The sequence below is a fragment of the Vibrio sp. 10N.286.46.A8 genome, assembly GCF_041470165.1.
In the GTDB taxonomy this organism is placed as follows: domain Bacteria; phylum Pseudomonadota; class Gammaproteobacteria; order Enterobacterales; family Vibrionaceae; genus Vibrio; species Vibrio tasmaniensis_A.
Genome location: NZ_JBFRLX010000013.1, coordinates 20,289 through 46,268 on the forward strand (window position 1 = coordinate 20,289; position 25,980 = coordinate 46,268).

The 25,980-nt window shown below is 44.7% G+C and carries 22 protein-coding genes; 7 read left to right on the forward strand and 15 right to left on the reverse strand.

Features of this window, described 5'->3' with window-relative positions; translation table 11 throughout:
* Positions 1 to 31: 31 nt before the first annotated feature.
* The 3 genes from glnL (at position 32) to AB4232_RS02005 (ending at position 5,346) form a co-directional block, all read left to right on the forward strand.
* Complete coding sequence (glnL, locus tag AB4232_RS01995; protein ID WP_017099571.1) at positions 32 to 1,108, forward strand: nitrogen regulation protein NR(II); 1,077 nt, start codon at positions 32 to 34, stop codon at positions 1,106 to 1,108.
* A gap of 110 nt (positions 1,109 to 1,218) precedes the next feature.
* Positions 1,219 to 2,622: a nitrogen regulation protein NR(I) gene (glnG, locus tag AB4232_RS02000; RefSeq protein ID WP_372085925.1), complete on the forward strand. Its 1,404-nt coding sequence runs from the start codon at positions 1,219 to 1,221 to the stop codon at positions 2,620 to 2,622.
* A 108-nt stretch (positions 2,623 to 2,730) separates the two neighbouring features.
* Positions 2,731 to 5,346, forward strand: coding sequence for an EAL domain-containing protein (locus tag AB4232_RS02005; protein ID WP_372085927.1), 2,616 nt, complete (start codon positions 2,731 to 2,733; stop codon positions 5,344 to 5,346).
* A gap of 83 nt (positions 5,347 to 5,429) precedes the next feature.
* On the opposite strand, the gene hemN is transcribed toward AB4232_RS02005, so the two are convergent.
* From hemN to AB4232_RS02030, 5 genes are all read right to left on the reverse strand, one after another.
* Positions 5,430 to 6,821: an oxygen-independent coproporphyrinogen III oxidase gene (hemN, locus tag AB4232_RS02010; protein ID WP_372085929.1), complete on the reverse strand. Its 1,392-nt coding sequence runs from the start codon at positions 6,819 to 6,821 to the stop codon at positions 5,430 to 5,432.
* A gap of 347 nt (positions 6,822 to 7,168) precedes the next feature.
* Positions 7,169 to 7,657 (reverse strand): DUF2489 domain-containing protein, encoded by a 489-nt coding sequence (locus tag AB4232_RS02015; protein WP_009848043.1) that lies wholly within the window; start codon positions 7,655 to 7,657, stop codon positions 7,169 to 7,171.
* A 6-nt stretch (positions 7,658 to 7,663) separates the two neighbouring features.
* Positions 7,664 to 8,221 (reverse strand): Der GTPase-activating protein YihI, encoded by a 558-nt coding sequence (yihI, locus tag AB4232_RS02020; protein ID WP_004735577.1) that lies wholly within the window; start codon positions 8,219 to 8,221, stop codon positions 7,664 to 7,666.
* Positions 8,221 to 8,859: a class I SAM-dependent methyltransferase gene (locus tag AB4232_RS02025; protein WP_012602994.1), complete on the reverse strand. Its 639-nt coding sequence runs from the start codon at positions 8,857 to 8,859 to the stop codon at positions 8,221 to 8,223. The genes yihI and AB4232_RS02025 overlap by 1 nt, the downstream gene beginning before the upstream one ends.
* 557 nt (positions 8,860 to 9,416) lie before the next feature.
* Complete coding sequence (locus tag AB4232_RS02030; RefSeq protein WP_009848044.1) at positions 9,417 to 10,034, reverse strand: cytochrome c; 618 nt, start codon at positions 10,032 to 10,034, stop codon at positions 9,417 to 9,419.
* Positions 10,035 to 10,182: 148 nt separating this feature from the next.
* On the opposite strand from AB4232_RS02030, the gene yihA reads away from it, so the two are divergent.
* Together yihA and AB4232_RS02040 are read left to right on the forward strand one after the other, a co-directional pair.
* Entirely contained in the window at positions 10,183 to 10,842 is a 660-nt protein-coding gene (gene yihA / locus AB4232_RS02035; protein ID WP_009848045.1) for a ribosome biogenesis GTP-binding protein YihA/YsxC, read from the forward strand.
* A gap of 230 nt (positions 10,843 to 11,072) precedes the next feature.
* Positions 11,073 to 11,678: a GTP-binding protein gene (locus AB4232_RS02040; RefSeq protein WP_372085931.1), complete on the forward strand. Its 606-nt coding sequence runs from the start codon at positions 11,073 to 11,075 to the stop codon at positions 11,676 to 11,678.
* 507 nt (positions 11,679 to 12,185) lie between these two features.
* Here the strand turns inward: AB4232_RS02040 and polA are convergent.
* From polA to hemB, 3 genes are all read right to left on the reverse strand, one after another.
* Positions 12,186 to 14,987 carry a DNA polymerase I gene (gene polA / locus AB4232_RS02045; protein ID WP_372085934.1) on the reverse strand — a complete coding sequence of 934 codons (2,802 nt, stop codon included), beginning with the start codon at positions 14,985 to 14,987 and terminating at the stop codon, positions 12,186 to 12,188.
* A 693-nt stretch (positions 14,988 to 15,680) separates the two neighbouring features.
* On the reverse strand, positions 15,681 to 16,121 hold the full coding sequence (locus AB4232_RS02050; protein ID WP_012602989.1) for a GNAT family N-acetyltransferase: 441 nt from the start codon (positions 16,119 to 16,121) through the stop codon (positions 15,681 to 15,683).
* Positions 16,122 to 16,202: 81 nt separating this feature from the next.
* Positions 16,203 to 17,246, reverse strand: a complete 1,044-nt coding sequence (gene hemB, locus AB4232_RS02055) for a porphobilinogen synthase (protein WP_135380886.1) — start codon at positions 17,244 to 17,246, stop codon at positions 16,203 to 16,205.
* A gap of 208 nt (positions 17,247 to 17,454) precedes the next feature.
* Between hemB and AB4232_RS02060 the strand changes: the two genes are divergently transcribed.
* Positions 17,455 to 18,216, forward strand: coding sequence for a TatD family hydrolase (locus tag AB4232_RS02060; RefSeq protein ID WP_135380885.1), 762 nt, complete (start codon positions 17,455 to 17,457; stop codon positions 18,214 to 18,216).
* A 309-nt stretch (positions 18,217 to 18,525) separates the two neighbouring features.
* Here AB4232_RS02060 and tatC read toward each other — a convergent pair whose 3' ends face one another.
* From tatC to rmuC, 7 genes are all read right to left on the reverse strand, one after another.
* Positions 18,526 to 19,281 (reverse strand): twin-arginine translocase subunit TatC, encoded by a 756-nt coding sequence (gene tatC / locus AB4232_RS02065; protein WP_017100517.1) that lies wholly within the window; start codon positions 19,279 to 19,281, stop codon positions 18,526 to 18,528.
* 142 nt (positions 19,282 to 19,423) lie between these two features.
* On the reverse strand, positions 19,424 to 19,831 hold the full coding sequence (gene tatB / locus AB4232_RS02070) for a Sec-independent protein translocase protein TatB (RefSeq protein WP_004735566.1): 408 nt from the start codon (positions 19,829 to 19,831) through the stop codon (positions 19,424 to 19,426).
* 3 nt (positions 19,832 to 19,834) lie between these two features.
* A complete protein-coding gene (gene tatA / locus AB4232_RS02075) occupies positions 19,835 to 20,089 on the reverse strand; it encodes a Sec-independent protein translocase subunit TatA (RefSeq protein ID WP_004735565.1) in 255 nt (84 codons plus the stop codon).
* Between the two features lie 54 nt (positions 20,090 to 20,143).
* Positions 20,144 to 21,778: a ubiquinone biosynthesis regulatory protein kinase UbiB gene (gene ubiB, locus AB4232_RS02080; protein ID WP_017079346.1), complete on the reverse strand. Its 1,635-nt coding sequence runs from the start codon at positions 21,776 to 21,778 to the stop codon at positions 20,144 to 20,146.
* Complete coding sequence (locus AB4232_RS02085; protein WP_135380884.1) at positions 21,775 to 22,380, reverse strand: SCP2 domain-containing protein; 606 nt, start codon at positions 22,378 to 22,380, stop codon at positions 21,775 to 21,777. Before AB4232_RS02085 ends, ubiB begins: the two co-directional genes overlap by 4 nt.
* Positions 22,381 to 22,477: 97 nt before the next feature.
* Positions 22,478 to 23,257: a bifunctional demethylmenaquinone methyltransferase/2-methoxy-6-polyprenyl-1,4-benzoquinol methylase UbiE gene (gene ubiE / locus AB4232_RS02090; protein WP_135381055.1), complete on the reverse strand. Its 780-nt coding sequence runs from the start codon at positions 23,255 to 23,257 to the stop codon at positions 22,478 to 22,480.
* A gap of 65 nt (positions 23,258 to 23,322) precedes the next feature.
* A complete protein-coding gene (gene rmuC / locus AB4232_RS02095) occupies positions 23,323 to 24,855 on the reverse strand; it encodes a DNA recombination protein RmuC (protein WP_135380883.1) in 1,533 nt (510 codons plus the stop codon).
* A 138-nt stretch (positions 24,856 to 24,993) separates the two neighbouring features.
* Here rmuC and AB4232_RS02100 point away from each other — a divergent pair, with 138 nt between their 5' ends.
* On the forward strand, positions 24,994 to 25,887 hold the full coding sequence (locus AB4232_RS02100) for a DMT family transporter (protein ID WP_017099240.1): 894 nt from the start codon (positions 24,994 to 24,996) through the stop codon (positions 25,885 to 25,887).
* Positions 25,888 to 25,980 lie beyond the last annotated feature (93 nt).

Consider the following 25,980-nt stretch of genomic DNA (forward strand, 5'->3'; position numbering starts at 1 on the left):
GTGAGAAAAACACCAGTTCAAGGACGAAATAGTGAATCGATCAGCCAAAAGCGACAGCATAGATACACATCATCTTTCCAGCGCCATTCTCGACAATATGGTGACCTCAACATTGATGCTCGATGAGCAACTGTATGTCCGATACGCCAACCCGGCGGCTGAACAACTCTTTTCGCAAAGTGCACGACGTATCGTTGATCACCCTCTGAGCCAACTTATCCAGCACGCCTCACTGGATTTAGCGCTGTTGACTCAACCGCTACAAAGTGGCCAGAGCATTACCGACAGTGACGTTACCTTTGTGGTTGATAACCGCCCACTAATGCTTGAGGTAACAGTGAGCCCAATCTCTTGGCAGCGAGAAACGCTGTTATTGGTTGAGATGCGCAAGATAGACCAACAAAGACGCCTCAGCCAAGAGCTCAACCAACACGCACAACAACAAGCGGCTAAACTATTGGTGCGCGGATTAGCCCATGAGATTAAGAATCCATTGGGCGGATTAAGAGGAGCCGCGCAGCTACTTGGTAAAATGCTCCCTGATCAGTCCCTTAATGAATATACGCAGATCATTATTGAGCAAGCCGACCGCCTGAGAGCTTTGGTCGATCGCCTGCTTGGCCCACAGAAACCGGGGACCAAATCGGAAGAGAACCTTCACCAAATACTTGAAAAAGTAAGGCAACTCGTCGAGCTAGAATCAGGCTCAACACTCATCATCGAACGAGACTACGACCCGAGCCTACCGGACATCTTGATGGATTCAGCACAGGTAGAACAAGCCATGCTCAACATAGTGAGCAACGCAGCTCAGATTCTGAAGGCTCAAGAATCAGGGAAAATCACCATTCGCACCAGAACGGTGCATCAAGCAAACATTCATGGTCAGCGACACAAACTCGCCGCTCGCATTGAGATCTGCGACAACGGCCCGGGTATCCCCGATGAATTGAAAGACACCCTGTTTTACCCAATGGTCAGCGGACGAGAAGGAGGTACAGGGCTAGGGCTATCGATATCTCAAAACCTGATCGATCAACACAATGGGAAAATTGATGTTGAAAGCTGGCCGGGCAACACCACATTCACGATTTATTTGCCGATATAAGCAAAGCTGGGTCTCCCACTGGAAACAACGTTTCATTAGCAACACTGAATACCGAACAATAAAAACAACAATGATTATCACAATAGATTTGGCTGCAAAGGAATTGAATTATGAGTAAAGGATACGTTTGGGTCGTCGATGACGACAGCTCTATCCGCTGGGTAGTAGAGAAAACACTTTCATCTGCGGATATAAAGTGTGAAACATTTGCTGATGCAGAGAGCGTATTACTTGCTCTTGAGCGCGAGACGCCAGATGTATTGGTATCTGATATTCGCATGCCCGGCATTGACGGTATTGAGCTTTTGCATCAGGTTCATCAACGCTCTCCCGACCTGCCAGTGATCATTATGACCGCGCACTCAGACCTTGATGCGGCGGTCAATGCTTATCAAAAAGGCGCTTTTGAGTATCTGCCTAAGCCGTTTGATATCGATGAGACACTGACTTTAGTAGAGCGAGCAATCGCCCACAGCCAAGAGCAAAAGCGAGAACAAGCCAGCGAAGTAGCCGAAGACACCAACGCGCCAGAAATCATTGGCGAAGCGCCTGCGATGCAGGAAGTCTTCCGCGCCATTGGTCGTTTGTCTCGGTCATCCATTTCCGTACTGATCAATGGTGAATCAGGTACAGGTAAAGAACTAGTCGCACACGCCTTACATCGTCACAGCCCTAGAGCGAAAAAGCCCTTTATCGCCCTGAACATGGCAGCCATTCCCAAAGATCTCATCGAGTCAGAGCTGTTTGGCCATGAGAAAGGAGCCTTTACTGGAGCCAACAGCGTTCGCCAAGGGCGTTTTGAACAAGCCAACGGGGGTACTCTGTTTCTTGATGAGATTGGCGACATGCCACTCGATATTCAGACTCGACTACTGCGCGTGCTGTCTGATGGCCAGTTTTATCGCGTAGGTGGACATTCTGCGGTTAAGGTCGATGTTCGTATCGTTGCCGCAACCCACCAAGATCTTGAGCGCTTAGTACATGACGGTGGTTTCCGTGAAGACCTTTTCCATCGACTCAACGTTATCCGAATCCATATTCCGGCACTGCGCGAACGTAAACAGGACATTGAAAAGCTGACTCACCACTTCCTAGCATCAGCCGCTGAAGAGCTTGGTGTAGAAGTGAAGACACTACACCCAGAGACCATTCTGAAGCTCAATCAGCTCAATTGGCCGGGTAACGTGCGTCAGCTTGAGAACATTTGTCGTTGGTTAACAGTAATGGCAAGTGGTAGTGAAATACTTCCTTCGGATCTGCCTCCTGAGTTGTTGGAAGAGAAGGTTGTGATCAGCGAAGGTACTGATGGTAATTGGCAACAACTGCTGGCTAATTGGGCCAAGAGTGCGCTTGATTCCGGCGAAAAAGAGCTGCTGACTTATGCTCTACCCGAGTTTGAACGTATATTATTAGAGGCCGCACTCAACCATACTAATGGCCATAAACAAGATGCAGCGAAAGTTTTAGGATGGGGAAGAAATACCCTGACTCGTAAACTCAAAGAGTTGTACTGATCTTTATATGCCTCTATATACATATTTTTTAAAGCTAAAAAAGTGTCGCTTGCTTTGAATAGTATCGGTACAATTACAGTACACTATCTATCCAAACTGTAGCTAAAGATGTCTTTGAAAACACAAATTACCTTGAGAACCGCAGTGGTTCTGCCATTCGTGATGATATTTCTCTTCACTATGGGCGTAATGATTTTCACTCAAAAGCAAAGCTACAAGGAGATGGTGAGTGATATTAGTGCGCGCCAACTAACATCACTCACTGATAACGTTCATCAAAGCCTTGCCGATTTTTTAGAAAAGCCATTTCACGCTAACCTTTCACTAAGTCATAACATCGGTTATCACAACCTTTATAAAGAGGGAGATCTTAGTCTGGTTCAAGACTACATCCTTTATAAATTTTCTCGTCATTTCCAAGCTGTTCCCCAACTAGATGTGATTAGTTTTGGCTCTGCAGACGGTAGCTACGTCGGTTTTCGAAAAGAAGTTAACAACGGCTACACTTTGATGGCCCGAGATGACCGAACCCAAGGCCAGCTGGTCATTTATCGTGGCCACACGATTAGCGAAGACATTCGAACCGTGATTTCAGCTTACGACCCAAGAGTTCGCCCTTGGTACACACCTGTCGTAGCACAGAACAAGGCATTATGGTCATCAATTTATGCCAATGCAGATGAACGACAAGAGATCACTTTATCGGCTCTTGCTCCTATCTATAGTGATAACGAGCTCAAAGGTGTCCTTGCCAGCGATATCAAGATCAACACTTTTAATGCATTTCTCAAAGAACTAAAAGATGAAACAGATGCTTCTGTTTATATTATTGATAAGCAACAGCGCTTAGTCGCTCATTCGGGCGGAGGCAGCGTGGTCTCTTGGGGAACAGGACAAACAGACAAAGGCCAGCGCTTGTTAGCAACAGAGAGTGCTAACGCGGTAATACGTGAAAGTGCCCGTTATGTAGATAAGTTTCATCTAATCGATGATTTAAATGTGCAGCGCTTTAGTTTTAATTTAGATAACGAACGATATTTCAATCAACTTACCCCTTATGAAGATGAGTACGGCATCACTTGGATTATTGGTATGTCGATCCCAGAAAGTAGCCTACTTGGTGAATTGCCAAAAAACCAAAGAAACAGCTGGTTACTCGGTCTAACGCTCAGTTGCATTGGTATTATCGCTGGATTAATTGCCTTTAATCGCGTAACTCAACCCATCACTTCAACAGCAGGGGCAGCAAAGCGCCTCGCCAAAGGTGACTGGGATACGAGCATGCCAAAAACGGGCAATATCTATGAAATTAGCATGTTAACTGCGTCATTTAATGAAATGACCAACAATTTAAAGGCTTCTTTTCAGGCGTTACAGGCTCAACTTACCTATGACTCATTAACTAAACTGTATAGTCGTGAAGGCTTTATTGATACAGCCAAGAAAAACCCTGAAAACGAAAAAGGTACACTTTACTTAATTGGTATTGACCGCTTTCGAGATATTAATGATAGCCTCGGCCATTACAATGGTGACCAACTGCTTATCATTGCGGCTGCTCGTTTAAGAGGCACGCTGCCATCGAACTTCCTGTTAGCTCGAACTGGCGGGGATGAATTTGCGATTTACGCTCCTAACATCAATCAAATAGATGACGTCCAGCTACTGACGAGCCGCTTACTTCGAATTTTTACCTCCCCATTTGCCATGGAATCAGAAAGCGTGGTCATCAAAGTATCAATGGGGGTCGTGAATGTCTCGAACGTCAACGATATTACACTGCTGCTACGCAACAGCAGTATAGCCTTGAGCAACGCAAAGCAAGACAAAACCAGTGTCAGTATTTACAACCCAGAAATGGGCAAAGCATCGAGATATCGTACCAAGATGCTGGCACGTCTTAACAAGGCAATTGAGCTTCAGCAGTTCGAGCCCTTCTATCAGCCAATAATCGACCTGGAATCTGGAGCTACCATAGGTGCCGAGGCTTTGGCTCGTTGGGTAACGGACGAGGGTATAATCTCACCTTTGGAGTTCATTCCTTTAGCAGAAGAAACAGGATTGATATACGACATTGGTAAGCAGATTTTGCACAAGTCATGTCGAGATACCGCTATTGCGATTGAATCTGGAAAATGGAATAAAGACTTCTCTATTCACGTTAACTTATCTGTCGACCAACTGAGTGAAAGCGGATTCATTGAATTGGTTAAAACCACGCTGCGTGACACCAAATTACCAGCCCAAAACCTGACGCTAGAGATCACTGAATCACGCATCGTCGACAATGACCAAACCATCATCGATAATATGCTGACGCTAAAAGCACTAGGCATCTCGATTGCAATTGATGACTTTGGTACCGGCTATTCGTCACTGGCTTACTTACACAAACTGCCATTTGATTGCTTAAAGATCGATCGCAGCTTCGTCAGTAAGTTGGAAAAAGAGAACCTAGACAGCTCCATCGTCGCGGCCATCGTCAACATTACCAAGGGTTTCAAAGTGAGTTTGGTGGCAGAAGGCGTTGAAACACAACAACAAGCTGAACTACTCAAGCAGCTTCAATGCCCATTAGCTCAAGGTTTCTTATACAGCCGTCCAGTTCCGTTTGACCAATGGCCTACCGACCTACGCAGTAAGCTAAATGCCAAGTTTAAAACGAATAACAAAGCCGAACAAAACGCAGAGGCCAAACAGGGCACCAAAGAGAACCTCGCCTAAATCAGGCAGAAACCGAATGAGTCAGATACAAAAATGCCAGCATGATGCTGGCATTTTTTATGTTTCTATTCTCTATCGATTTATTAGATGACGCGAGAGAATTGCTGTTGGCGAGCCTTGGCACGTAGGTATTTATCAAAACACATACAGATGTTACGGATCAGCAAACGGCCACGCAAAGTTACGCGGATTTCTTTATCATCGACTTCAACCAACTCATCGTTGATAAAAGTTTGTAGAAGCTCTAAATCTTCTTTGAAGTAGCGATTAAAGTGAACCGAGAACTCAGATTCGATCATTGTTTTATCAAGCTTGAAGTTACAAATCAGCTGCTTGATCACTTCACGACGTAGAAGGTCGTCACGGTCTAGAGCAACACCTTTCCAAAGTGCATGACGCAGATCATTCACCTGAGCGTAGTACTTCTTCAGCTCTTTCTGATTTTGTGCGTAAGCATCACCAACCATTGAGATAGCAGAAACACCGAAACCAATTAAGTCAGCTTCACCTTGGGTCGTGTAGCCTTGGAAGTTACGATGCAGAATACCTTCACGTTGTGCTACGGCTAGCTCATCTTCAGGTAATGCGAAGTGATCCATACCTATGAACTGATAACCCGCCCCGGTTAGCGTCTCGATAGTATCTTGTAAGATAGCCATCTTCTCTTTAGCTTCAGGTAGGTCTTCATCTTTTATCTTACGCTGCGCAGCAAACAGTTGCGGCATGTGTGCGTAGTTAAATACAGATAAACGGCCCGGCTTCATTTCTAACACTTGCTTCAATGTTTCAGCGAACAAAGCTTGAGTCTGCTTTGGTAGGCCGTAGATCAAATCCAGGTTAGTTGAACGGAAGCCTAGCTCTGTCGCACGTTGAACCATTGCAATAATGAATTCTTCATCTTGCTCACGGTTAACCAGCTTCTGTACTTCTTTATTGAAGTCTTGCACGCCAATGCTCAGGCGGTTGAAGCCTTCATTTCGAAGGTGGTCAAGTACGTCTAGCTCAATCTCACGCGGGTCAACTTCAATACTGATTTCCGCGTCAGAGGTGAAGTTAAACTCTTCACGCAAAATGCCCATCAAACGAGTGATTTGTGTTTTGGTCAAGAACGTTGGTGTACCACCACCGAAGTGCAGTTGAGTCACTTTACGGCCATTCAATAAAGAGGCGCGCTGGCGGATTTCATGTTCAATCACATCCAAGTACTCATCCGCTTTATGCGAGTGACGAGTAATGACTTTATTACAACCACAGTAGTAACAAAGCTTGTGACAAAATGGGATATGCACGTAAAGAGAGAGTGGACGATCAGGATATTGAGTACACGCCATGTCGTAATCAGCGACAGTAAACGCTTCATGAAACTCCAACGCAGTTGGGTATGAGGTGTAACGAGGTCCCGAATAGTTGTACTTGTTTAAGATTTCTTGATCCCAAACGATTTGCTGATTCGTTGTTACTGGCTTGCTCGACATAGCGGTACTTCCAATTTAGATCCGCGAGAACCTAAGGTCTCTCAAATCATTTTACATACATTAAAATATAGACGGGTTATTTTGCCACACGACCAGTAAGGTCGTTCCAAGACAAAATCAATTTTTCAGACAAAAACTCAGAACTGCTAGCTTGATCACTAACAAAGCGTCGGGATTAACGAGACGCAAAAGGTAAGAAAGCTCATTTAACATTGTCTATTAAAAAGCAAGACGACTTAAAAACAATATGCCTTTAAGGCAAAGTGTCTTAAAGGCATAAGTATTAAAAGCAGCACGTCTTAAAAATAGAGTATTAAACAAGCCTCTACATTAAATAGTCTTAGTGACTAGATCATCTGAATGTTGATTTGGTTGTTGAGAGGCTTAACCTTCTCCTGCAACCTTTTCAAATCTTCGATGACCGCATCATTCAAGCGAGTCTCTGCCTTATGGCGCGTGAGATTCTGCTGCATGCGATCTTTCTTCGTCAGTTCCTGTCTTGCATCTCCGCGAGCCATATCTTTTACGATATGGTACAGCTCAGAAAGAGCAGGATATTCAGAATCAAAATCAACACGCTCATCACCCTGAACGTTATCCATAATGATACACACTCGAATACTGATCTCAGGTAAGTCACACTGGCCTTGAATACCCGCTAAGCATAAAGTATTTACGTTTTCGTAAATCGTCGCGTTACGTTTTTCAATGGCAAGTGCTTGATGCTGCTTTTGCAACTCCGTCTGCTTCTTCACTTGAAGTAGAAGGTAACCTGCGTAAGAGCCCAAGCCGAGAATGATAATTCCACCAGCAATTGCTAATAAGGTTACGTTCATTGGCTATTAACCTTTAAAGCTGTCTAAGTCGAAATCTTCGAATTGAGATAGCAAGTCTTCGTCAGAGCTTGCTTTCTTCTTAGAGGCAACAGGTGCTTCTTCGAAGATCTCTTCTTCATCGTCTTCTGGCTCTAGCAGACCTAAGCGGCCCATTAGGTGTTCGATACGATCAAGTTTCTCATCAACAAACTTCTGCAGACCAGCACCTAGGTTTTCACCATTTTCGATACGATCTAGCAATGTGTTCAGTTGAGCATCATTCTCAAGCATCTCTAACTCTTGTTCGTTAGATAGCTTGCGCTCTTGTTTCGTCGACTTCTTCGCTGGTTCAACAATCAGCGGGATTTTTTTCTTGCTGCCTAAACGAGGGTCGCGAGCTAGTGCAGCTTTACGCTGTTTTGCTTCGCTACCATCAGAGTGACGGCTGCCAGACTTAAGGCCTTTACGCTTTTTAACACGCTTACGTTCACGACCTTCAACATCAGATTCACTACGGTTACGAGTAACCATAGGTTCCGGAGCGCCAAGTGCTCCCGGTTTTCTTGATTTCTTACTACGACCCATTACTGCACTTTCCTCAGTAAAATTACATCATTTCCAAAAAATTCTAGTTCGAGCTTATCCCGCTCTGCCAAAAACTGGAATGTTTGACGACTAAAGAAGACGACATGTGTCGGGTCATTCTTGTAGTGCCAACCAGCAAACGCGTCTACGTCTATTACTAGCTTAGTCATAAGACCAATCCAGCCCTTGGGTTTAACTAAATTCAACCATTGCTGCCACACTTTGTCTGGGTGGTAAAGATGCTCTATCACCTCCGTGGCAGTCATAAAGTCATACGTTTTTTCCAACACAGAAGCTTCTGGGTGGTAATAGATATCGTACAACTCCATGGTGTGTCCGGCTTCTTCTAACATAATAGATAGCGTAGGGCCTGGGCCACAACCAAAATCCAACCCTTGTGAGTTAGATGAAATTTTGTCTGTTAGTGGATCCGCGATGCGAGATAGAAAACGGCGATAGCCTGCATCACTAGGATCGTTCTCATGGAGATCATAGTGTGCTTTTTCTTCTTTTGCTTCTAACCTTTGTTCAGGTTTAACAAATACCAGTTCACATTGCTGACACTGCAGATAGGCTCTGCGTTTGTCTTCAAAATAGTGATTCACGCCTTGGTGATGGCATAAGGGACAAGTATACATAGCACATCCTTAAACAGGGATGCGAAACATACCAGAAACTGAGTTTATAGTGGAGAGGTATTGGGTGTTTTTTCATCAAATCAATAAAAAAAGCGATAGGAAAACCTATCGCTCTCTAAATCTGCCTATATCGGCCAAAATTTGCATACTCAACTTGGTACACAAATCTCCATTTGTTATTGGTGCTTTCCATGCCAAATTTGTTTGTTGTTCATCGTCCTGATGAGTTTTGGCTATCCTTTTCTAACACCTTGTTGCTGGGCTGTCCTAGCCTGATCCGTTTCTGTCTATACCGTTAGACTAGATGACCATCCGTATCTAAGTCAGCTCCTAGCTGATGGCGGCTACTTTACCTTTTTACAAAAAGACTACAAGAGTGCGAGTTCACACTTTTGTACACAATTCGAACACGCATTGATAAATTAGACATTAACACAAACCGGATATATAAAATCAATACAAAAGAAAACGCCCCAACCATTACTGATCGGGGCGTCTCTTCAATCTCGCTCGAACGTACATTTCATTACTCTGGCTAAGAGCAAGAAACCGACATATTAGTGTAAACCACCAACGTACTTCGATAAGGTATCAATATCTGCGTCTGTTAACTTTTTAGCTACATCACGCATCATCGCATTCATGTCGTTATTACGGTTACCATCGCGGAATTTCTCAAGTTGAGCCTTGATGTAATCTGCGTGCTGACCTGAAATCTTAGGGAAACCAGAAAGTTCGGTACCATTACCACGAGGGCCGTGACAAGCAATACAAGCCGTTACGCCGCGTTCTGCGTTACCCGCAGTGTAAAGAACCTTACCTTCATCTACTACATTTTCAGGAGTAGAGTTACTAGAGATAGGGAGAGATGCGTAGTATGCCGCTAGGTCAGCCATATCTTCTTCAGATAAAGGCATCGCCATTGCACCCATTACAGGCTCGTAACGACCTTGTTTACCACCACTCGTCATACCTAGCTTAAGCTCTTTTAACTGCTTCTCTAGATACTTCTCATGTTGACCAGCCAGCTTAGGATACTGAGTGATCAGACTGTTGCCGTCAGCACCGTGGCAGGCAACACATGTTTGTGATTTGGCTTTACCAGCTTCAATACTACCTTGAGCCCATACTGAGCAGCTGGCTAAAAGACTCAAAATTAGCGCTAATTTCTTCATGACATTCCATTATAATTATCAAGCTTCCAGTACCACTCTATGTTGCCACTCATGGTACAATAGGCGACCTTATGCCGAGCACGGTTATTTTACACAAATTCACAAAAAAGTAATCAATCGACTACACAAAGTCGAGATGGAGTTAACAGTGAGCGTAAAAATTCATTATCAAAACACGCATTTCATTACCAGTGCACCTGATATTCGTCACTTACCAGAAGACGAAGGGATCGAAATTGCGTTTGCAGGACGCTCCAATGCTGGTAAATCTAGCGCACTAAACCGCGTTACAAACCAAAAAAGCTTGGCGAAAACCAGTAAAACCCCAGGTCGAACTCAGCTAATTAACCTATTTAAGGTTACCGACGGCTGTCATATTGTCGATTTACCGGGATATGGCTTCGCTCAAGTACCGCTTGAGATGAAGAAAAAATGGCAGAAGTCGCTAGGTGAATACCTACAACGACGTGAAAGCCTAAAAGGTTTAGTGGTATTGATGGATATCCGTCACCCAATGAAGGACCTTGACCAACAAATGATCTACTGGGCTATCGATAGCCGCATCCCAGTACAGGTTTTGTTAACAAAAGCAGACAAGCTGAAAAGCGGTGCGCGTAAAGCACAGCTACTGAAAATCCGTAACGATGCGAAATCTTTCGGTGGTGATGTAGCGGTTGATGTCTTCTCTTCAATGAAGGGCATCGGCGTTGACCAACTGCGTGCCAAGATGGATGAGTGGTTTGCACCTGTGTTTGCTGATCAAATCATTGATGAGCTAGCGGACGAAGAGCAAAACGACTCAGAGTAATTCCTCTATCTAGAGCTTTATCTATAATTAGAGGTTAAAGCACTGACAACACGTGATTTAGCCTTATCAATACCCTGCCTTTTATAGGTGGGGTATTTTTTTACCCACAAATTAGTGAGTTAAACCTAGATCTTGAGAGTTAAAGACAAGATTAATCAGTTAGAAGCGAGAGAAGTGAACCATACTAAAAGACAACCTTTAACAAACTAAACAGTGAGAAAGGAATACTCATGTGGAAAAAACCCTTGGCGACCATCGCACTTATATTGATCTCATTTTCCGGTGTAGCATCTGAAGCGGAACAGCCCAAGACCGAGGCCGCTCTAGTCAATGTTGATATGACTTTAGACCTAGATGGTATGGAAAAGTATGCAAAAGACGCGAGTGAGTCCCTTGAGGTGATATCGCAATCTTTGCAGGCGATAGTCAACAACCCCAACCTCAGCAATGACCAACAACAAGCCCTGAATCAAACCGTTGAAAGCATCAATCAGCTTGCGAGCTCCACCAAGACATCACTCAATCAACTCCCACAAGTCTTAGACCAATCTCGACTCGCCTTTAAGAAAACCAGTCAATTACTGCTAGATGATATCCAAACTAAAATCATTATTGCGTTGGCAGCCGTTATCGCTGTCATTGTTATCGCGTTGACCGCTATCTATCTACTTATCCTAAAACCCATGCAGCAAACCTTGGTGGAAGCGACCAACAATATCTCTTCTATGGCGCAATCTATCCAGATCACGGCCGAAGCTCTGAAATACAGCACCGAGAAACAACAGGAAATCATGGACTACATTGAGCATTCACCCATTCAATGTCCTGATAAATAAGACGTAAGCGATCAATGTATTATGAGTTACTTGTAAAATAAAAGTTATTTTCAAGAATAAAACAATGCACTTAGAGACGGATTAAAATTACCAATTGCTGATTGAATTCCAGATCTAAGGCAATCAAGTGTTTATCACGCTGCTTGGGGGAAACGTAACAAAAGGCACTAAAAATGGGAGATTTTACGGGGGAATAGTAGGTTGGAGATATTTTTCTTTCGCACAAGAAAAAACGCCCCAGTCAAATACTGACTGGGGCGGCTGAATCAGCCTAATCCAATAACGTGAAACAAAAGGTCTGAAAGATAGAACATCTTACCTCTGTACCCTACAAGATTTAATGTACAACAATTGCTCAGAAATGAAAACCATTTTTGTAGTTTTTTTTCATGAACGTTTTATTAAAACACCCAAAATTTTATTATGACCTAACTTTATTCGAGACAAAAAAAAGCCAGTGTTTGTGCACTGGCTCATACTAATTTACTCAATAAGGTCAAAAACTGATTAGTGGGCTTGATCCCAGTTGTCACCGTGGCCAGCTTCCGCGACAAGCGGTACTTCTAGCTCTGCAGCAGATTCCATCAATTGTTGTACTTTACTTTCAATTTCGGCTAAAGCTGACTCTTCCACCTCAAACACCAATTCATCGTGTACCTGCATAAGCAGTTTCACACGACCATCGCCTTCCGCTTGAATCCATTCATCAACCAACAGCATCGCTTTCTTAATGATATCTGCTGCTGTGCCCTGCATTGGCGCATTGATTGCCGCACGTTCAGCAGCCTTACGACGCATGCCATTTCGAGATTGAATCTCAGGAAGGTGCAGACGACGACCGTAAATGGTTTCAACAAAGCCTTGCTCTGAAGCCGCGCTGCGTGTGTCTTCCATATACTGCATCACACCTGGGTAACGCTCAAAGTAAGTATCCATGTAGTGTTGTGCTTCGCCACGAGGAATACCTAGCTGCTTAGCCAAACCAAAAGCACTCATGCCGTAGATAAGACCAAAGTTAACCGCTTTAGCACGACGACGTTGCTCAGTGGTTACCTGCTCAATATCAACGCCAATGATCTCAGCAGCCGTTGCCGCGTGGATATCTTTGCCTTGTTGGAATGCTTCCAGCAGCGCTTTGTCACCTGATAGGTGCGCCATGATACGCAATTCAATTTGAGAGTAATCGACCGCTAGAATCTTCCAACCATGCTGTGCAACGAATGCTTGGCGGATACGACGACCTTCTTCATTACGAATTGGGATGTTCTGTAGGTTTGGATCAGTCGAAGACAAACGGCCCGTCGCGGTCACCGCTTGATGATAAGACGTATGAACACGACCAGTCTCAGCGTTGATCATCTTCGGCAGTTTATCTGTGTACGTCGACTTAAGCTTCGCAAGACCACGATACTCAATGATCAACTTAGGTAGCGGGTAATCAAGCGCCAGCTCTTGAAGCACTTCTTCGTTGGTTGAAGGTGCGCCTGATGGCGTTTTCTTGATAACTGGCAGACCCATTTTTTCAAACAGGATCGCTTGCAGTTGTTTTGGCGAGTTCATATTGAACTCTTGCTCTGCTATCTCGTAAGCTTTCTGCTCTAGCTCATCCAGACGAACCGCAATCTCTTGCGATTGAGCCCCTAACAACATGTCATCAATGAATACACCTGTGCGTTCAATGCGAGACATCACAGGAATCAGTGGTACTTCGATTTCTTCATAGATGGTTTTTAGCTTTTCATCTTGCTCAATGTTTTCCATCAGGCGGTTATGAAGACGTAATGTCACGTCAGCATCTTCTGCAGCGTATGGAGACGCCTCACCCAGTTCTATCTGGTTGAAAGTAAGCTGTTTCTTACCTTTACCTGCGATTTGCTCAAATGAGATGCAGCTGTGCTGAAGGAAACGCAGCGCTAGGCTGTCCATGTCATGCTTGCCACCTACGCTATTGAAAACGTAAGACGCCAACATGGTGTCATGTTTAATACCCTTCATTTCGATACCGTAGCGCGCTAGCACACTCATATCGTACTTCAGGTTTTGACCCACTTTAGCTTGAGCATCATCTTCAAGAATCGGTTTAAGTTGTTCAAGTACCCAATCACGATCCAGCTGTTGAGGTGCATCTAGGTAATCATGAGCAACCGGTACGTAAGCGGCAACGCCCTCGTCCGTCGCAAATGATAGACCGACCAGGTTCGCCACCATGTAATCAAGGCTGTCTGTCTCAGTATCAAAAGCAAACAATTCAGCTGCTTTAAGCTTTTCTAACCAAACATTGAATGACGCTTCATCTAGAATCGTTTCGTAGTTGCTACGATCAATCGTTACGGCAGACGTATTCATCTCTACAGTAGAAGCGCTGTTGCGTGCCGCACCAGCTCCCGCTGCGGCAGATTTTTCTGCCGCCTCAACCACACCACTGCCACCTTCAAGGAGCTCGTTCAACCAAGATTTGAAGACCAGTTGACCGTATAACTTAATCAGCTCATCGATATTGGGTTGTGCTTTTACCAATGACTCAGGCGTCTCTTCAAGCTCAACATCTAGCTTGATTGTTGCAAGCTCGTAAGACATGTCAGCATTGGCTTTATTATCAGCCAGCTTCTTAGCCATCGTCTTCGAACCACGGAAACCAAGCGCCGCAATATCATCAAGATTCTGATACAACTTTTCGATACTACCAATGCCTTGTAGCAAAGCCGTCGCTGTCTTGTCACCCACACCCGGAACACCAGGGATGTTATCGACTTTATCACCCATCAGTGCCAAATAATCGATGATCAGTTCTGGCGGGATACCAAACTTCTCAATCACACCTTCGCGATCCATTACCACGTTGGTCATGGTGTTGATCAGAGTAACGTTGTCATCAACTAACTGCGCCATATCTTTATCACCAGTACTGATAAGTACAGGCATACCCATCGCAGAAGCTTGAGAAGCCAACGTACCAATCACGTCATCTGCTTCAACGCCAGGAATAGAGATAAGTGGCAAACCCATCGCACGAATCACATTGTGCAATGGTTCTATCTGGCAACGAAGATCGTCAGGCATAGGTGGGCGGTTTGCTTTGTACTCTGGGTACATGTCATCACGGAACGTTTTCCCTTTCGCATCAAAAATAACCGCAATACGATCAGAAGCAAATTGACGCATCATGCTGCGTAGCATGTTAACTACACCATAAACAGCGTTCGTTGGGATATCACCATTGCTCATGGTGCCAGGGTAAGCATGGAACGCGCGATATAGGTAAGAAGAGCCATCGATCAGAATCAATGGATTATCAGGAATACGAGCCATAATATTTGTGAATCCAGTAAGTACAGAAATTATCTGTTAAGAATGCCACGTCTGTTGGTTGGATTCCATGTTGTCGATCTGTATCCGTTCACTCGGTTGTATTCGTTATAATCGATTTGTTGTTATTTTTTGTTCTTAGACGCAAGCGTTCTGTGGATAACTCTGTTTATATTATTTATCCACCCTGTTGAGAAGTAAGGTTAACAAATCAAAAAACACCAACAAAACACTGATAATAAAGAACAATTTTACAGATCGAACATATGATCAACGATCTTTTTACGATCCTGCATTGTGGAAAAGAATGCTGATGGCGTTTTATTCATAAAAAAACGTGCCACTAAATATGCATATTGTTGAATTGGAGGTATAAAAAAAGCGACACCCGAAGATGTCGCCTAGCAAAAACTGGTAAAGCCATTCAAATTGAATACCACAGCTTTACCTAAAAGCTATAAATTACACTGGAAGCAATGTGAGCAATGTCGTGTCAAAAAGAACTTAGTACAAGTTCGCGAGAATTCTGTTGGGTAACCAAGTTGATACTTGAGTACTTAACATCCTTGTGAACATTTCCTCATTCCCTAAGACAGGGTTAATAATAATGATTCTCATTTAATAGTCAACAACTAAATGATAATAAATCTCATTAAATTCATTTTAAATGATTTATCCCCCCGATAAAGCAAATCATTAAGCTGATAATTGCTTCACGAAATGGATTCGATTTTCATTAATCTCTTCTTTTTCTTCCAGTTTTTCTATTCGATATCCATTTTTCAATAGTAAACACAGCATCGCTGGAAACTGGTTACGAGATTTCACTTTCAGCTGCTCATAACCCCGCTCTTGTGCCCACTGCTCCTGAACATCTAATTGAGCCTGGGCGACCCCCTTATTTCTTGCAAGCGGTGACACACCACCAAACCAACTATAGAAAGTATTTGAGTTAAGCTCATAACCAATTTTAAAGCCGAGTAACACGTTAGCCTCTTCAGCCACTAAGATCAGACTCTTTTTCCCTTCAAGCCGAGCTGCCAGTGAAGCGACACTCTCTTTTCTAGCAAACTCAGAGATCTGCTCGACAACAGACACAACCTCTTCCAGTGAACCTTCACGTACTATGACTGACATCTTCTTCCATCCTCATAAGCGAAAGGGCTGACACAATGGCCAACCCTTTTACTGAATATCACTTAAGTTAACGTTAAGTTGTTACTTTTCTTTTAAGTGCTTGGCTGCTTGTGCATTGTCTTCAGCAAGCCACTCTGCAACATCTTTAGCGAAGTACGTCAGGATGCCATCAGCACCAGCACGCTTAAAGCACAGCAGTGATTCCATAACGGTGTCGCGCTCTTTCAGCCAACCGTTTTGAATTGCTGCTTTGTGCATCGCATACTCACCAGACACTTGATAAGCATACGTTGGTGCTTGAAGTTCATGTTTCACACGACGCACGATGTCTAAATAAGGCATACCAGGCTTAACCATCACCATATCCGCACCTTCATTAAGATCCATTGCCACTTCGTGAATCGCTTCATCGCTGTTGGCAGGATCCATCTGGTAGTTCTTCTTATTACCACCTTTCAGGTTCGAAGCACTGCCGACTGCATCACGGAATGGGCCGTAATAACACGATGCGTATTTCGCAGAGTACGCCATAATCTGAGTATGAATATAACCCGCTTCCTCTAACGCTTCACGGATCTTACCAATACGACCATCCATCATATCCGACGGAGCAACCACATCTGCACCGGCTTCAGCATGCGATAACGCCTGCTGAATCAACACTTCAGTCGTTTCATCATTCATCACGTAACCATCTTCATCGATGATGCCGTCCTGGCCGTGAGTAGTAAATGGGTCCAGTGCAACATCAGTAATCACACCTATATTTGGCACGTGCTCTTTTAATGAACGTACCGCACGCTGCACTAAACCTTCTGAATTATGAGCTTCAGCCGCGCATAAGCTTTTAGCATCTTGGTTCACGACCGGAAACAGAGCAATCGCCGGAACACCCAATTTTGACAGGTAATCCGCTTCTTCAAGCATCAGATCGATCGACAAGCGTTCAACACCCGGCATTGACTCGACAGGCTCGCGGCGGTCTTTACCCATCAGGATAAACATTGGGTAGATGAGGTCATCCACAGACAATTGATTTTCTGCCATTAGGCGACGGCTAAAGTCGTGTTTACGCATACGGCGCATACGGCGACCTGGGAATTGACCTTGAATTGAAACAGACACTAGATTCTCCTTGCCTAGTCTAAGCACCGAAATGCTTAGATATGAAAAGTGCTAAATACAGGCAAAAGCATATCACTGATGGCTCAGGACGCTAGCAGTAAAATATAAAACCCACTCAAAAACAGGGATAAATGGCAAAAAATGACCTTCTCCTCACACTGCCGTATACTCATGACAACTCAGTAAAGACTGCTTTCAGGACAAAATAATGATCGACACCCATGCTCATATTTACGCGAGCGAATTCGATGAAGACCGTGAACAAGTCGTGCAACGCGCACTGGCTCAAGGTATTGATACCATTCTATTGCCGAACATCGATTTAGAATCTATCGAGCCCATGTTAGCGACGGAAGCTCAGTTTCCTGATGTGTGTCGTTCAATGATGGGCTTACACCCTTGTTATGTGGATGCGAATATCGAGCAAACCCTCAAAACCATTCGAGCTTGGTTTGATAAACATGACTTTATCGCCGTGGGTGAGATTGGGATCGACTTGTACTGGGATAAAACCTTCAAAGCTGAACAAGAGATGGCTTTCGTGACTCAACTGCAGTGGGCAAAAGAGCTCGATCTACCTGTGGTGATCCACACTCGTGATTCCATTGAAGAGACACTTGCTCTGCTTCGTAAAGAGCAAGATGGCAGCTTACGTGGTGTGTTCCACTGTTTTGGTAGCAGCTTAGAAGAAGCTCAAGCGATCAACGAGCTCGGGTTCCACCTCGGATTAGGTGGTGTATCGACCTTCAAGAATTCAGGAATGGACAAGGTGATCCCGCATCTCGATATGAATTACGTCATTCTAGAGACAGATTGCCCTTATTTAGCACCAACACCAAATCGCGGTAAACGCAATGAACCCGCATACACAGAATTAGTAGCAAAGCGCATCGCTGAATTGCGCGGGATTAGCCTTGAAGAGGTCGACACCACAACTTCAAAAAATGCTAGCACCCTCTTTAATATATAAGACCTTACTTCACATAATACTTTAGAGTTATTCATTGGAATACATAGGTATATTGTTTAATATTGACGATTATAATAAATAAAAGTCAAATTGAGATGATTATGTGTAATCACACTATTCACTTACAGCGTCAACATCGAACTCTATGGCATAAGATGTGGGGTATCAAAGAGCTCTATATATGTCAGAACTGTGGCTATCAGTTAAAGGTTCGATAAAATCGACACAATAAAAAAGCGGCCCTAGGCCGCTTTTTTATTGTGTCGATTTTTGCTGAAGGACTCTAGCAATTATACTCTTACAGCAGAATCAAGACTCAGCTTCTTCCTCTTCATCCGCATCTGGCTTACGCACATAGAAACGCGCGAAGAACAGACCAATCTCAAACAGAATACACATTGGAATCGCCAACAGTGTCTGCGAGATCATATCGGGAGGTGTCAGCATCATACCGACGATAAAAGCACCGACAACAATGTACGGACGCTTTTCAGACAGAGCCTTAGGCGTTGTCGCCCCCGTCCAACATAACAAGATAATGGCGACTGGCACTTCAAAAGCGATACCAAAGGCAAAGAACAGTGCGAGTACAAAATCAAGATAACTCGATATGTCGGTTGCGAACTCTACTCCCCCTAATGATATGGCGGTAAAAAAGCCAAATACCAACGGGAATACAATGAAGTAAGCGAACGCCACACCACAGTAAAACAGCAATGAGCTTGAAGCCAATAACGGCATGATCAAGCGCTTCTCATGCTTGTATAAGCCCGGAGCGACAAAAGCCCACACCTGATACAAAATAAACGGAACCGCGAGGAATATAGACGCGATCAAAGTCAGTTTTAAGGGTGTGAAAAATGGTGACGCTACATCAGTTGCGATCATCGTCGCGCCTTCAGGTAAGCGATCTACCAAAGGTGCAGAGACGAACTCATAAATATCATTAGCGAAATAAATTAGCCCAACAAACACCACCAGAACAGCAACAATCGCGCGCAATAGGCGATTACGCAGTTCTAGAAGATGGCTAATTAAAGGCTGTGTCTGCTCAGTCGAAGACATGTCAAACCTCTTAAACAGGAAGATCGAAAAGGAGCCGCGTGTATCTATCCAGTTGAATTGGTATCCACTTGAATAGTTATTTACTTAAATAGCTGTCTACTTAAATAACTACATAAGTATCTGGCGACTCCTCCTTGCGAGACTATTCGGCTTTCTTATCTGACGGTGCTGAAGCTTCACTGTTGACCTGAATGGTTTCAGATTCCACAGTTTCCGTGACACTAGGTTCAGTCTCACTCGGCTTATCAGACTCAGGCTTAGCATACGGGCGTTGAACTTGAGCAGCGGCCTGCTTAAGTTCATCAACTGATGCTTTTAGGTCTGGAGATAAATCTTCCATACCCATTTTTTCCGCCTTGCGTAGGTTTTCTTGCAGCTCTTGCACCTTAAGCTCGTGAGAAAGTTCATCTTTCACACTGTTTGCCATGCTTTTCGCTTGTCCAACAAACTTGGAAATACTGCGAATCGCCACAGGTAAACGCTCAGGTCCTAAAACGACTAACCCAACGACAGATATTAATACCAGTTCCCAAAAACCGATATCAAACACGATTTACGCCTGCTCTTTGTCTTTCTTTGTTTCAGCAGTCGTTTCAGCGCTAGCTTCTTTCTTCTGCTGTTCAATGTTCTTTGGTTCAAAGTCTGCGTCTTTCTTATCTGCAGGCTTATCTTCATCGCTCATTGCTTTTTTGAAGCCTTTCACCGCTGAACCTAAGTCACCGCCCATGCCGCGCAGTTTCTTCGTTCCGAAAAGTAAAATTACAATCACAGCAATGATTAGAAGTTGCCAAATACTGATACCACCCATTGTCATTGTCCTCGGGTCTGTCTACACATAAAAAATATTAAGGGAGTCTACTGTCTAACGACGGTAAGCTCGCCAACTTAGCAGCCAAAATGTGACACCTGCGATGCCACAGCCCATAGATAGCTGCTCATAAGGGCTTGAAACTAATATTGCGGAGCATACGACTAAAGTAGCTCCAACGCCAAACAAAAACTTTCCAGTTGCTTGCTGACGCTTACTATCTCGGTAACCTTGATAAAGCTGATCCATTCTGTGGTTCATCGCTTTACCTTGACGCAAGCTGTCATAAAGCAGCTCTGGCAGCTCTGGCAGTTTTTCTGCCCAGAATGGCGCGCGCTCTTTTACTGCATTGATCACAGCTTGCGGCCCCACCTGATTCATCATCCAGGTTTCAAGGAAAGGCTTGGCGGTTGCCCACAAATCAAGTTGCGGATACAACTGACGACCTAGGCCTTCCACATACAACAAGGTCTTCTGTAGAAGTACCAACTGAGGCTGAACCTCCATGTTGAAACGTCTTGCTGTATTAAATAAGTTTAGCAACACATGGCCAAATGAGATCTCACCAAGTGGTTTTGCAAAAATTGGCTCACACACCATACGGATCGCGAACTCAAAATCATTGACGTTGGTGTCGTGTGGCACCCAACCCGAATCAACGTGCAGCTCGGCGACTTTACGATAATCTCGATTAAAGAAAGCCAACAGGTTCTCTGCTAAATAGCGCTTATCTTCACTGTTGAGCGTGCCGACAATGCCACAATCCAAACCAATCCACTGAGGGTTATCCGGATTTTCTGGATTAACGAATACGTTACCCGGGTGCATGTCGGCATGGAAAAAGCTGTCTCGGAATACTTGAGTGAAGAATACCGTCACACCACGTTCTGCCAACAATTTCATGTTAGTGCCGTTGGCGTTCAGAGTTTCAATATCGGAAACCTGAATACCATAGATTCGCTCTGATACCATCAGGGTTTCACTGCTTAAATCAGGGATAACCTCTGGGACATACAGCTCTTCGCTGCCTTCAAAATTACGTCGCAGCTGAATGGCATTGGCTGCCTCTCGGCGCAGGTCCAGTTCATCAATTAACGTTTTTTCGTACTCGTGAACGACCTCAACCGGTTTCAAACGACGTGCTTCAGGAAGCGACTTAGCGACTATACGCGCCATTCGGTGCATCAGTTTTAGATCTGCATCAATCACCGGGCGAATATCAGGGCGAATTACCTTCAGAACAATCTCGCGGCCGCTCTCTTTAAGCTTTGCAGTATGCACCTGAGCGATAGAAGCCGAGGCCAGTGGCTCGATGTCAAAGTCGGTAAACCAGTTATCTAAACTGCCACCCAGTGCCTTTTCCATATCTTGCTTGGCCAATGCACCATCAAATGGAGCGACTTGGTCTTGCAATAAAGCCAATTGATCAGCGATATGAGGAGGGAACAGGTCACGACGTGTCGACATCATTTGACCAAACTTGATCCACACTGGCCCAAGTTCTTGCAGCGCAAGGCGTAAGCGATGACCCAACTCTTTATCTTGATGCTTGTTCTTAAGCCAAAACAGTGACTTTCGCGCCAGCAAAGGAGCTTTAGTCAAATGGTGCTCAGGCATCAATTCATCAAGGCCGTACTCTAACTGTACCTTGATAATATGATAAAGACGTTTCAGTTCTGTTGGGGTCATATTTTCTCCAACAGAGCGTTCAACTTAGCTTCAAGGCGAGCTACCGAGCTTTTTACGTCATCAACCTGATCGCAAAAATGCACCACTTCTAACGGAGCCGGTGCAATCTTCCACTCTTCTGTCAGAACCTGAGCAACATGGTTTTGATGCTTAGTTGCTTGCTTCGCCACAAAACCACCGACGTTTTTAACGCCTTGTACCAAGGTATGCGCAACCACATCGCCCGTTACGCGCGATAGCCACTCTTCTAAGTCCGGCTTGCAGTCTGTCATCAGCTGAGCAAATTTTTGTGCGAGTTGAATGTCACCCTCTAAGATCAGCTTATCTTGCTTGATCAGCTTGGTGATGTTCGATTGCTCACGCAGTTCAGGCAGTACCGATAGGTTCAAAGATAGGTAGCAATCAGGTTGTCCTTCGTAGTCAGACAACACATCGATTTGTTGGCTAAAAACGAAAGTGAGAGTTTTATTCAGCTCTTTCAAATTAACTTGAATGATCTGCCCCTTTAAACGAGACAAACGACGAACCAAGGCTGGATCATCGTTCACGAAAGTATTTAAAGAGGTTTCAATAACCGCGGTGACCAATGGATCAAATGGCATGACTGTCCTTACCTTTGAAAACGGATAAGCGTTAACCTATCCGTTCTGTCTTTATTCTTATTTTTAGCACGCCCTACGAGCCTGCTACCAAGTTCGACTAGAACTTGTAACCGCGGTGCAGCGCAACAATGCCGCCCGTTAGGTTGAAGTATTTAGTATTTTCAAAACCCGCTTCTTGCATCATGCCTTCCAAGGTTTCTTGGTTAGGGTGCATGCGGATTGATTCTGCAAGGTAACGATAACTGTCTGCATCGTTAGCAATCAGCTCACCCATTTTTGGCAATAGGTGGAAAGAGTATGCATCGTAAACCTTTGATAGTGGCTCAAGCACTGGCTTAGAAAACTCAAGAACCAACAGACGACCGCCCGGCTTAAGTACGCGGTACATTGAACGCAGCGCTTGGTCTTTATCGGTTACGTTACGCAGACAGAAGCTGATGGTAATGCAATCGAAGTAGTTGTCTGGGAATGGCAGCTCTTCAGCATTAGCTTGAACGTAATGTACATTGCCGACAATACCGCTATCACGCAGTTTATCGCGGCCAACATTCAGCATTGAGTTGTTGATATCAGCAAGAACCACGTGGCCTTTTTCACCAACAATGCGCGAGAATTTCGCAGTAAGGTCACCAGTACCACCACCAAGATCGAGGATACGTTGACCCGGGCGAACGCCACTGCAATCAATCGTGAATCGCTTCCACAAGCGGTGAACACCACCCGACATTAAGTCATTCATGATGTCGTATTTAGCGGCTACAGAGTGAAATACCTCTGCTACTTTCGCGACTTTTTGCTCTTTCGCGACTGTTTCGAAACCAAAGTGTGTGGTTTCTGACTCTACTGCTGAATTTGTCTGCACGCTTGTGTCCATAATGCTGTTATCTACCATGGTAAGTTCTCATCGACAGTACACTCTCTCTTTAGAGGCGCTGCGGCCGATTAGTTTACTTTATCCTCAGCGGGTTGTCTTTCTACTAAGGAGGCATTTTCTGAAAAAGCCTCATTTTGAGCGATTTCCGCCAAGCCAACCGAGATAGGTTTCTTCACCTCAACACCCAATTGCTTAAAGCTTTCGGCCTGACGAATCACATTACCACGACCAGTCACCAGCTTATTCATGGCACCTTGGTAACTTTGGTTGGCTCTGTCCAATGAGCTACCAAGACCTTCCATATCATCAACAAACAAGCGCAGCTTGTCGTAAAGTTTGCTCGCGCGCTCTGCAATGATTTGTGCATTCTGGTTCTGTCTTTCGTTGCGCCACAGGTTATCAATGGTACGCAGTGCCACCAGCAAGGTGGTAGGGCTGACCAAGATGATGTTTTGCTCCATCGCATCTTTAACTAAGCTAGGGTCGGCTTGAATCGCCACCTGAAACGCAGGTTCTACCGGAATAAACATCAACACATAATCCAAGCTCTGTATGCCTTTGAGTTGATGATAATCCTTCTGGCTCAAGCCTTTAATATGCGCGCGCAATGAAGCCAAGTGATCACGTAATGCGGCATCACGTTGTTGATCAGTTTCAGCATTGAAGTAACGCTCAAACGCCACCAAAGCCATTTTTGAATCCACCACCACTTGCTTGTCTTGTGGCAGATGCACAATCACATCTGGCTGGTAACGCTTGCCCGCATCGTTTTGCAGGTTCACTTGAGTTTGGTATTCATGACCTTCGCGCAGCCCTGATTCTGCCAGCACCCGTGCCAGTACCACTTCGCCCCAGTTACCCTGCTGTTTATTATCGCCCTTTAGTGCTTGGGTCAGATTAACCGCTTCACGTGTCATGCTCTCATTAAGACGTTGCAGGTTTTTAAGCTCATGTACTAAGGTGTGACGCTCTTTGGCTTCTTGGCTAAAGCTGTCGTTCACTTGTTTCTTGAAGCCTTCTAGTTGCTCTTTCAGCGGCGACAACAAACCCTCTAAGCTTTGCTTGTTTTGTTGATCGACCTTAGCGGTTTTGCTCTCAAACAGTTGATTCGCTAACAGTTCAAACTGCTGCTTAAGTCGAGATTCTGCTTGTTCTAGCAGTTGCAGCTTTTCACTGTTGGCGAGGTTTTCTTGATCATGTCTTGCCTCTTGCTCGCGAAGCTCAGCCTCTAACTCAGACTTATGCTCCTTAAGAACATTGATATCATCGGCATACTGTTGGCGCTCTTGCTTGACCGCCTCAAAGTAGCGCAGCTTTTCCATCGCGGCCATCACCTTGCCATGGGCTTGCTTGAGCTCGAATGCCGCTTTGTCTCGGTCATCATCCAACTCATTGAGCTCTTGTTGCGCCTCTGCGAGCGAGGATTTGAGCTGGGATTGTTGAGACTCATGCAGCAAACGGTCGGACTCTAGCTGCTGTTCAAGAAGTCGCTGTTGAAAAGAGAACTTCTGTTTGATCCACCAACCCACCACACCGCCGCTGACGAGCGCGCCAGAAATAGCAGCAATAAGCGGTGCTTGATGTTCGATAATCCATTGCATGATAATGATTTAGCCTAATTGGAAATAACTCATTAAAGGGTATTTTGATACTGGATAAATGTCCAGTTTGCCGTATTAAAATTCGACAGATAGACTAAGCGCTCCGTATTCTGCCCCATCAAATTAGAATGAGTTGCTATGAACGAACGTCGTGCCTTGGGCTTTGGCCTTGCTGCGGTATTACTGTGGTCAACAGTCGCTACTGCTTTTAAGCTGACCCTTGCTGAGTTTTCACCGATTCAAATGCTGACCATCGCCAGCATTGTGTCGTCGATTGCGCTGATCGCAGTCTGCGCGTTTCAAGGCAAGCTTTCTCAGCTGAGTACCACGTTTCTTTCAAACCCTTGGTATTACTTACTGCTCGGTTTGGTTAACCCACTGGCCTATTACCTGATTCTATTCAAAGCCTACGACCTGCTGCCTGCATCTCAAGCTCAAGCCATTAACTACAGCTGGGCTATCACGCTAACCTTAATGGCTGCGGTGTTTCTGGGACAAAAGATTCGTAAACAAGATTGGATTGCGTGTACCTTCAGCTATGCGGGTGTGGTAGTCATTGCAACCAAAGGTGATGTATTAGGCATGCAGTTCGATAGCCCACTCGGTGTGGCACTGGCGCTGCTTTCAACCTTGCTTTGGGCGGGCTACTGGATTCTCAATACCAAAAACAAGGCTGACCCTGTGGTGGGTGTATTACTTGGGTTCTTAGTGGCATTGCCCTTCGCGATCGGTTTAACCATTTACGAAGGCGAGAGTTTTAGCCAAATCACAGCGAAAGGTTGGATGGCTGTGACTTATGTTGGCCTGTTCGAGATGGGCATTACCTTTGTCTTGTGGCTATCAGCACTCAAGCTAACCAACAATACGGCACGTATCAGCAACCTAATTTTTGCCTCACCGTTTATTTCGCTAATGCTACTTTCAACCATCATTGGCGAAGAGATTCACCCAGCGACACTGTTTGGCTTACTGCTAATCATTGCTGGTTTGGTGATTCAACAGATCAAGTTTTCAAAGAAAAACCCTACGTAAATAAGAGCTAAAAGACTCGATTGAGCACGAAAAGCTATCGATATAGTCTAATTTTCTCAATTAGATGTTAGATACAAAAATGGCGAGTCATAT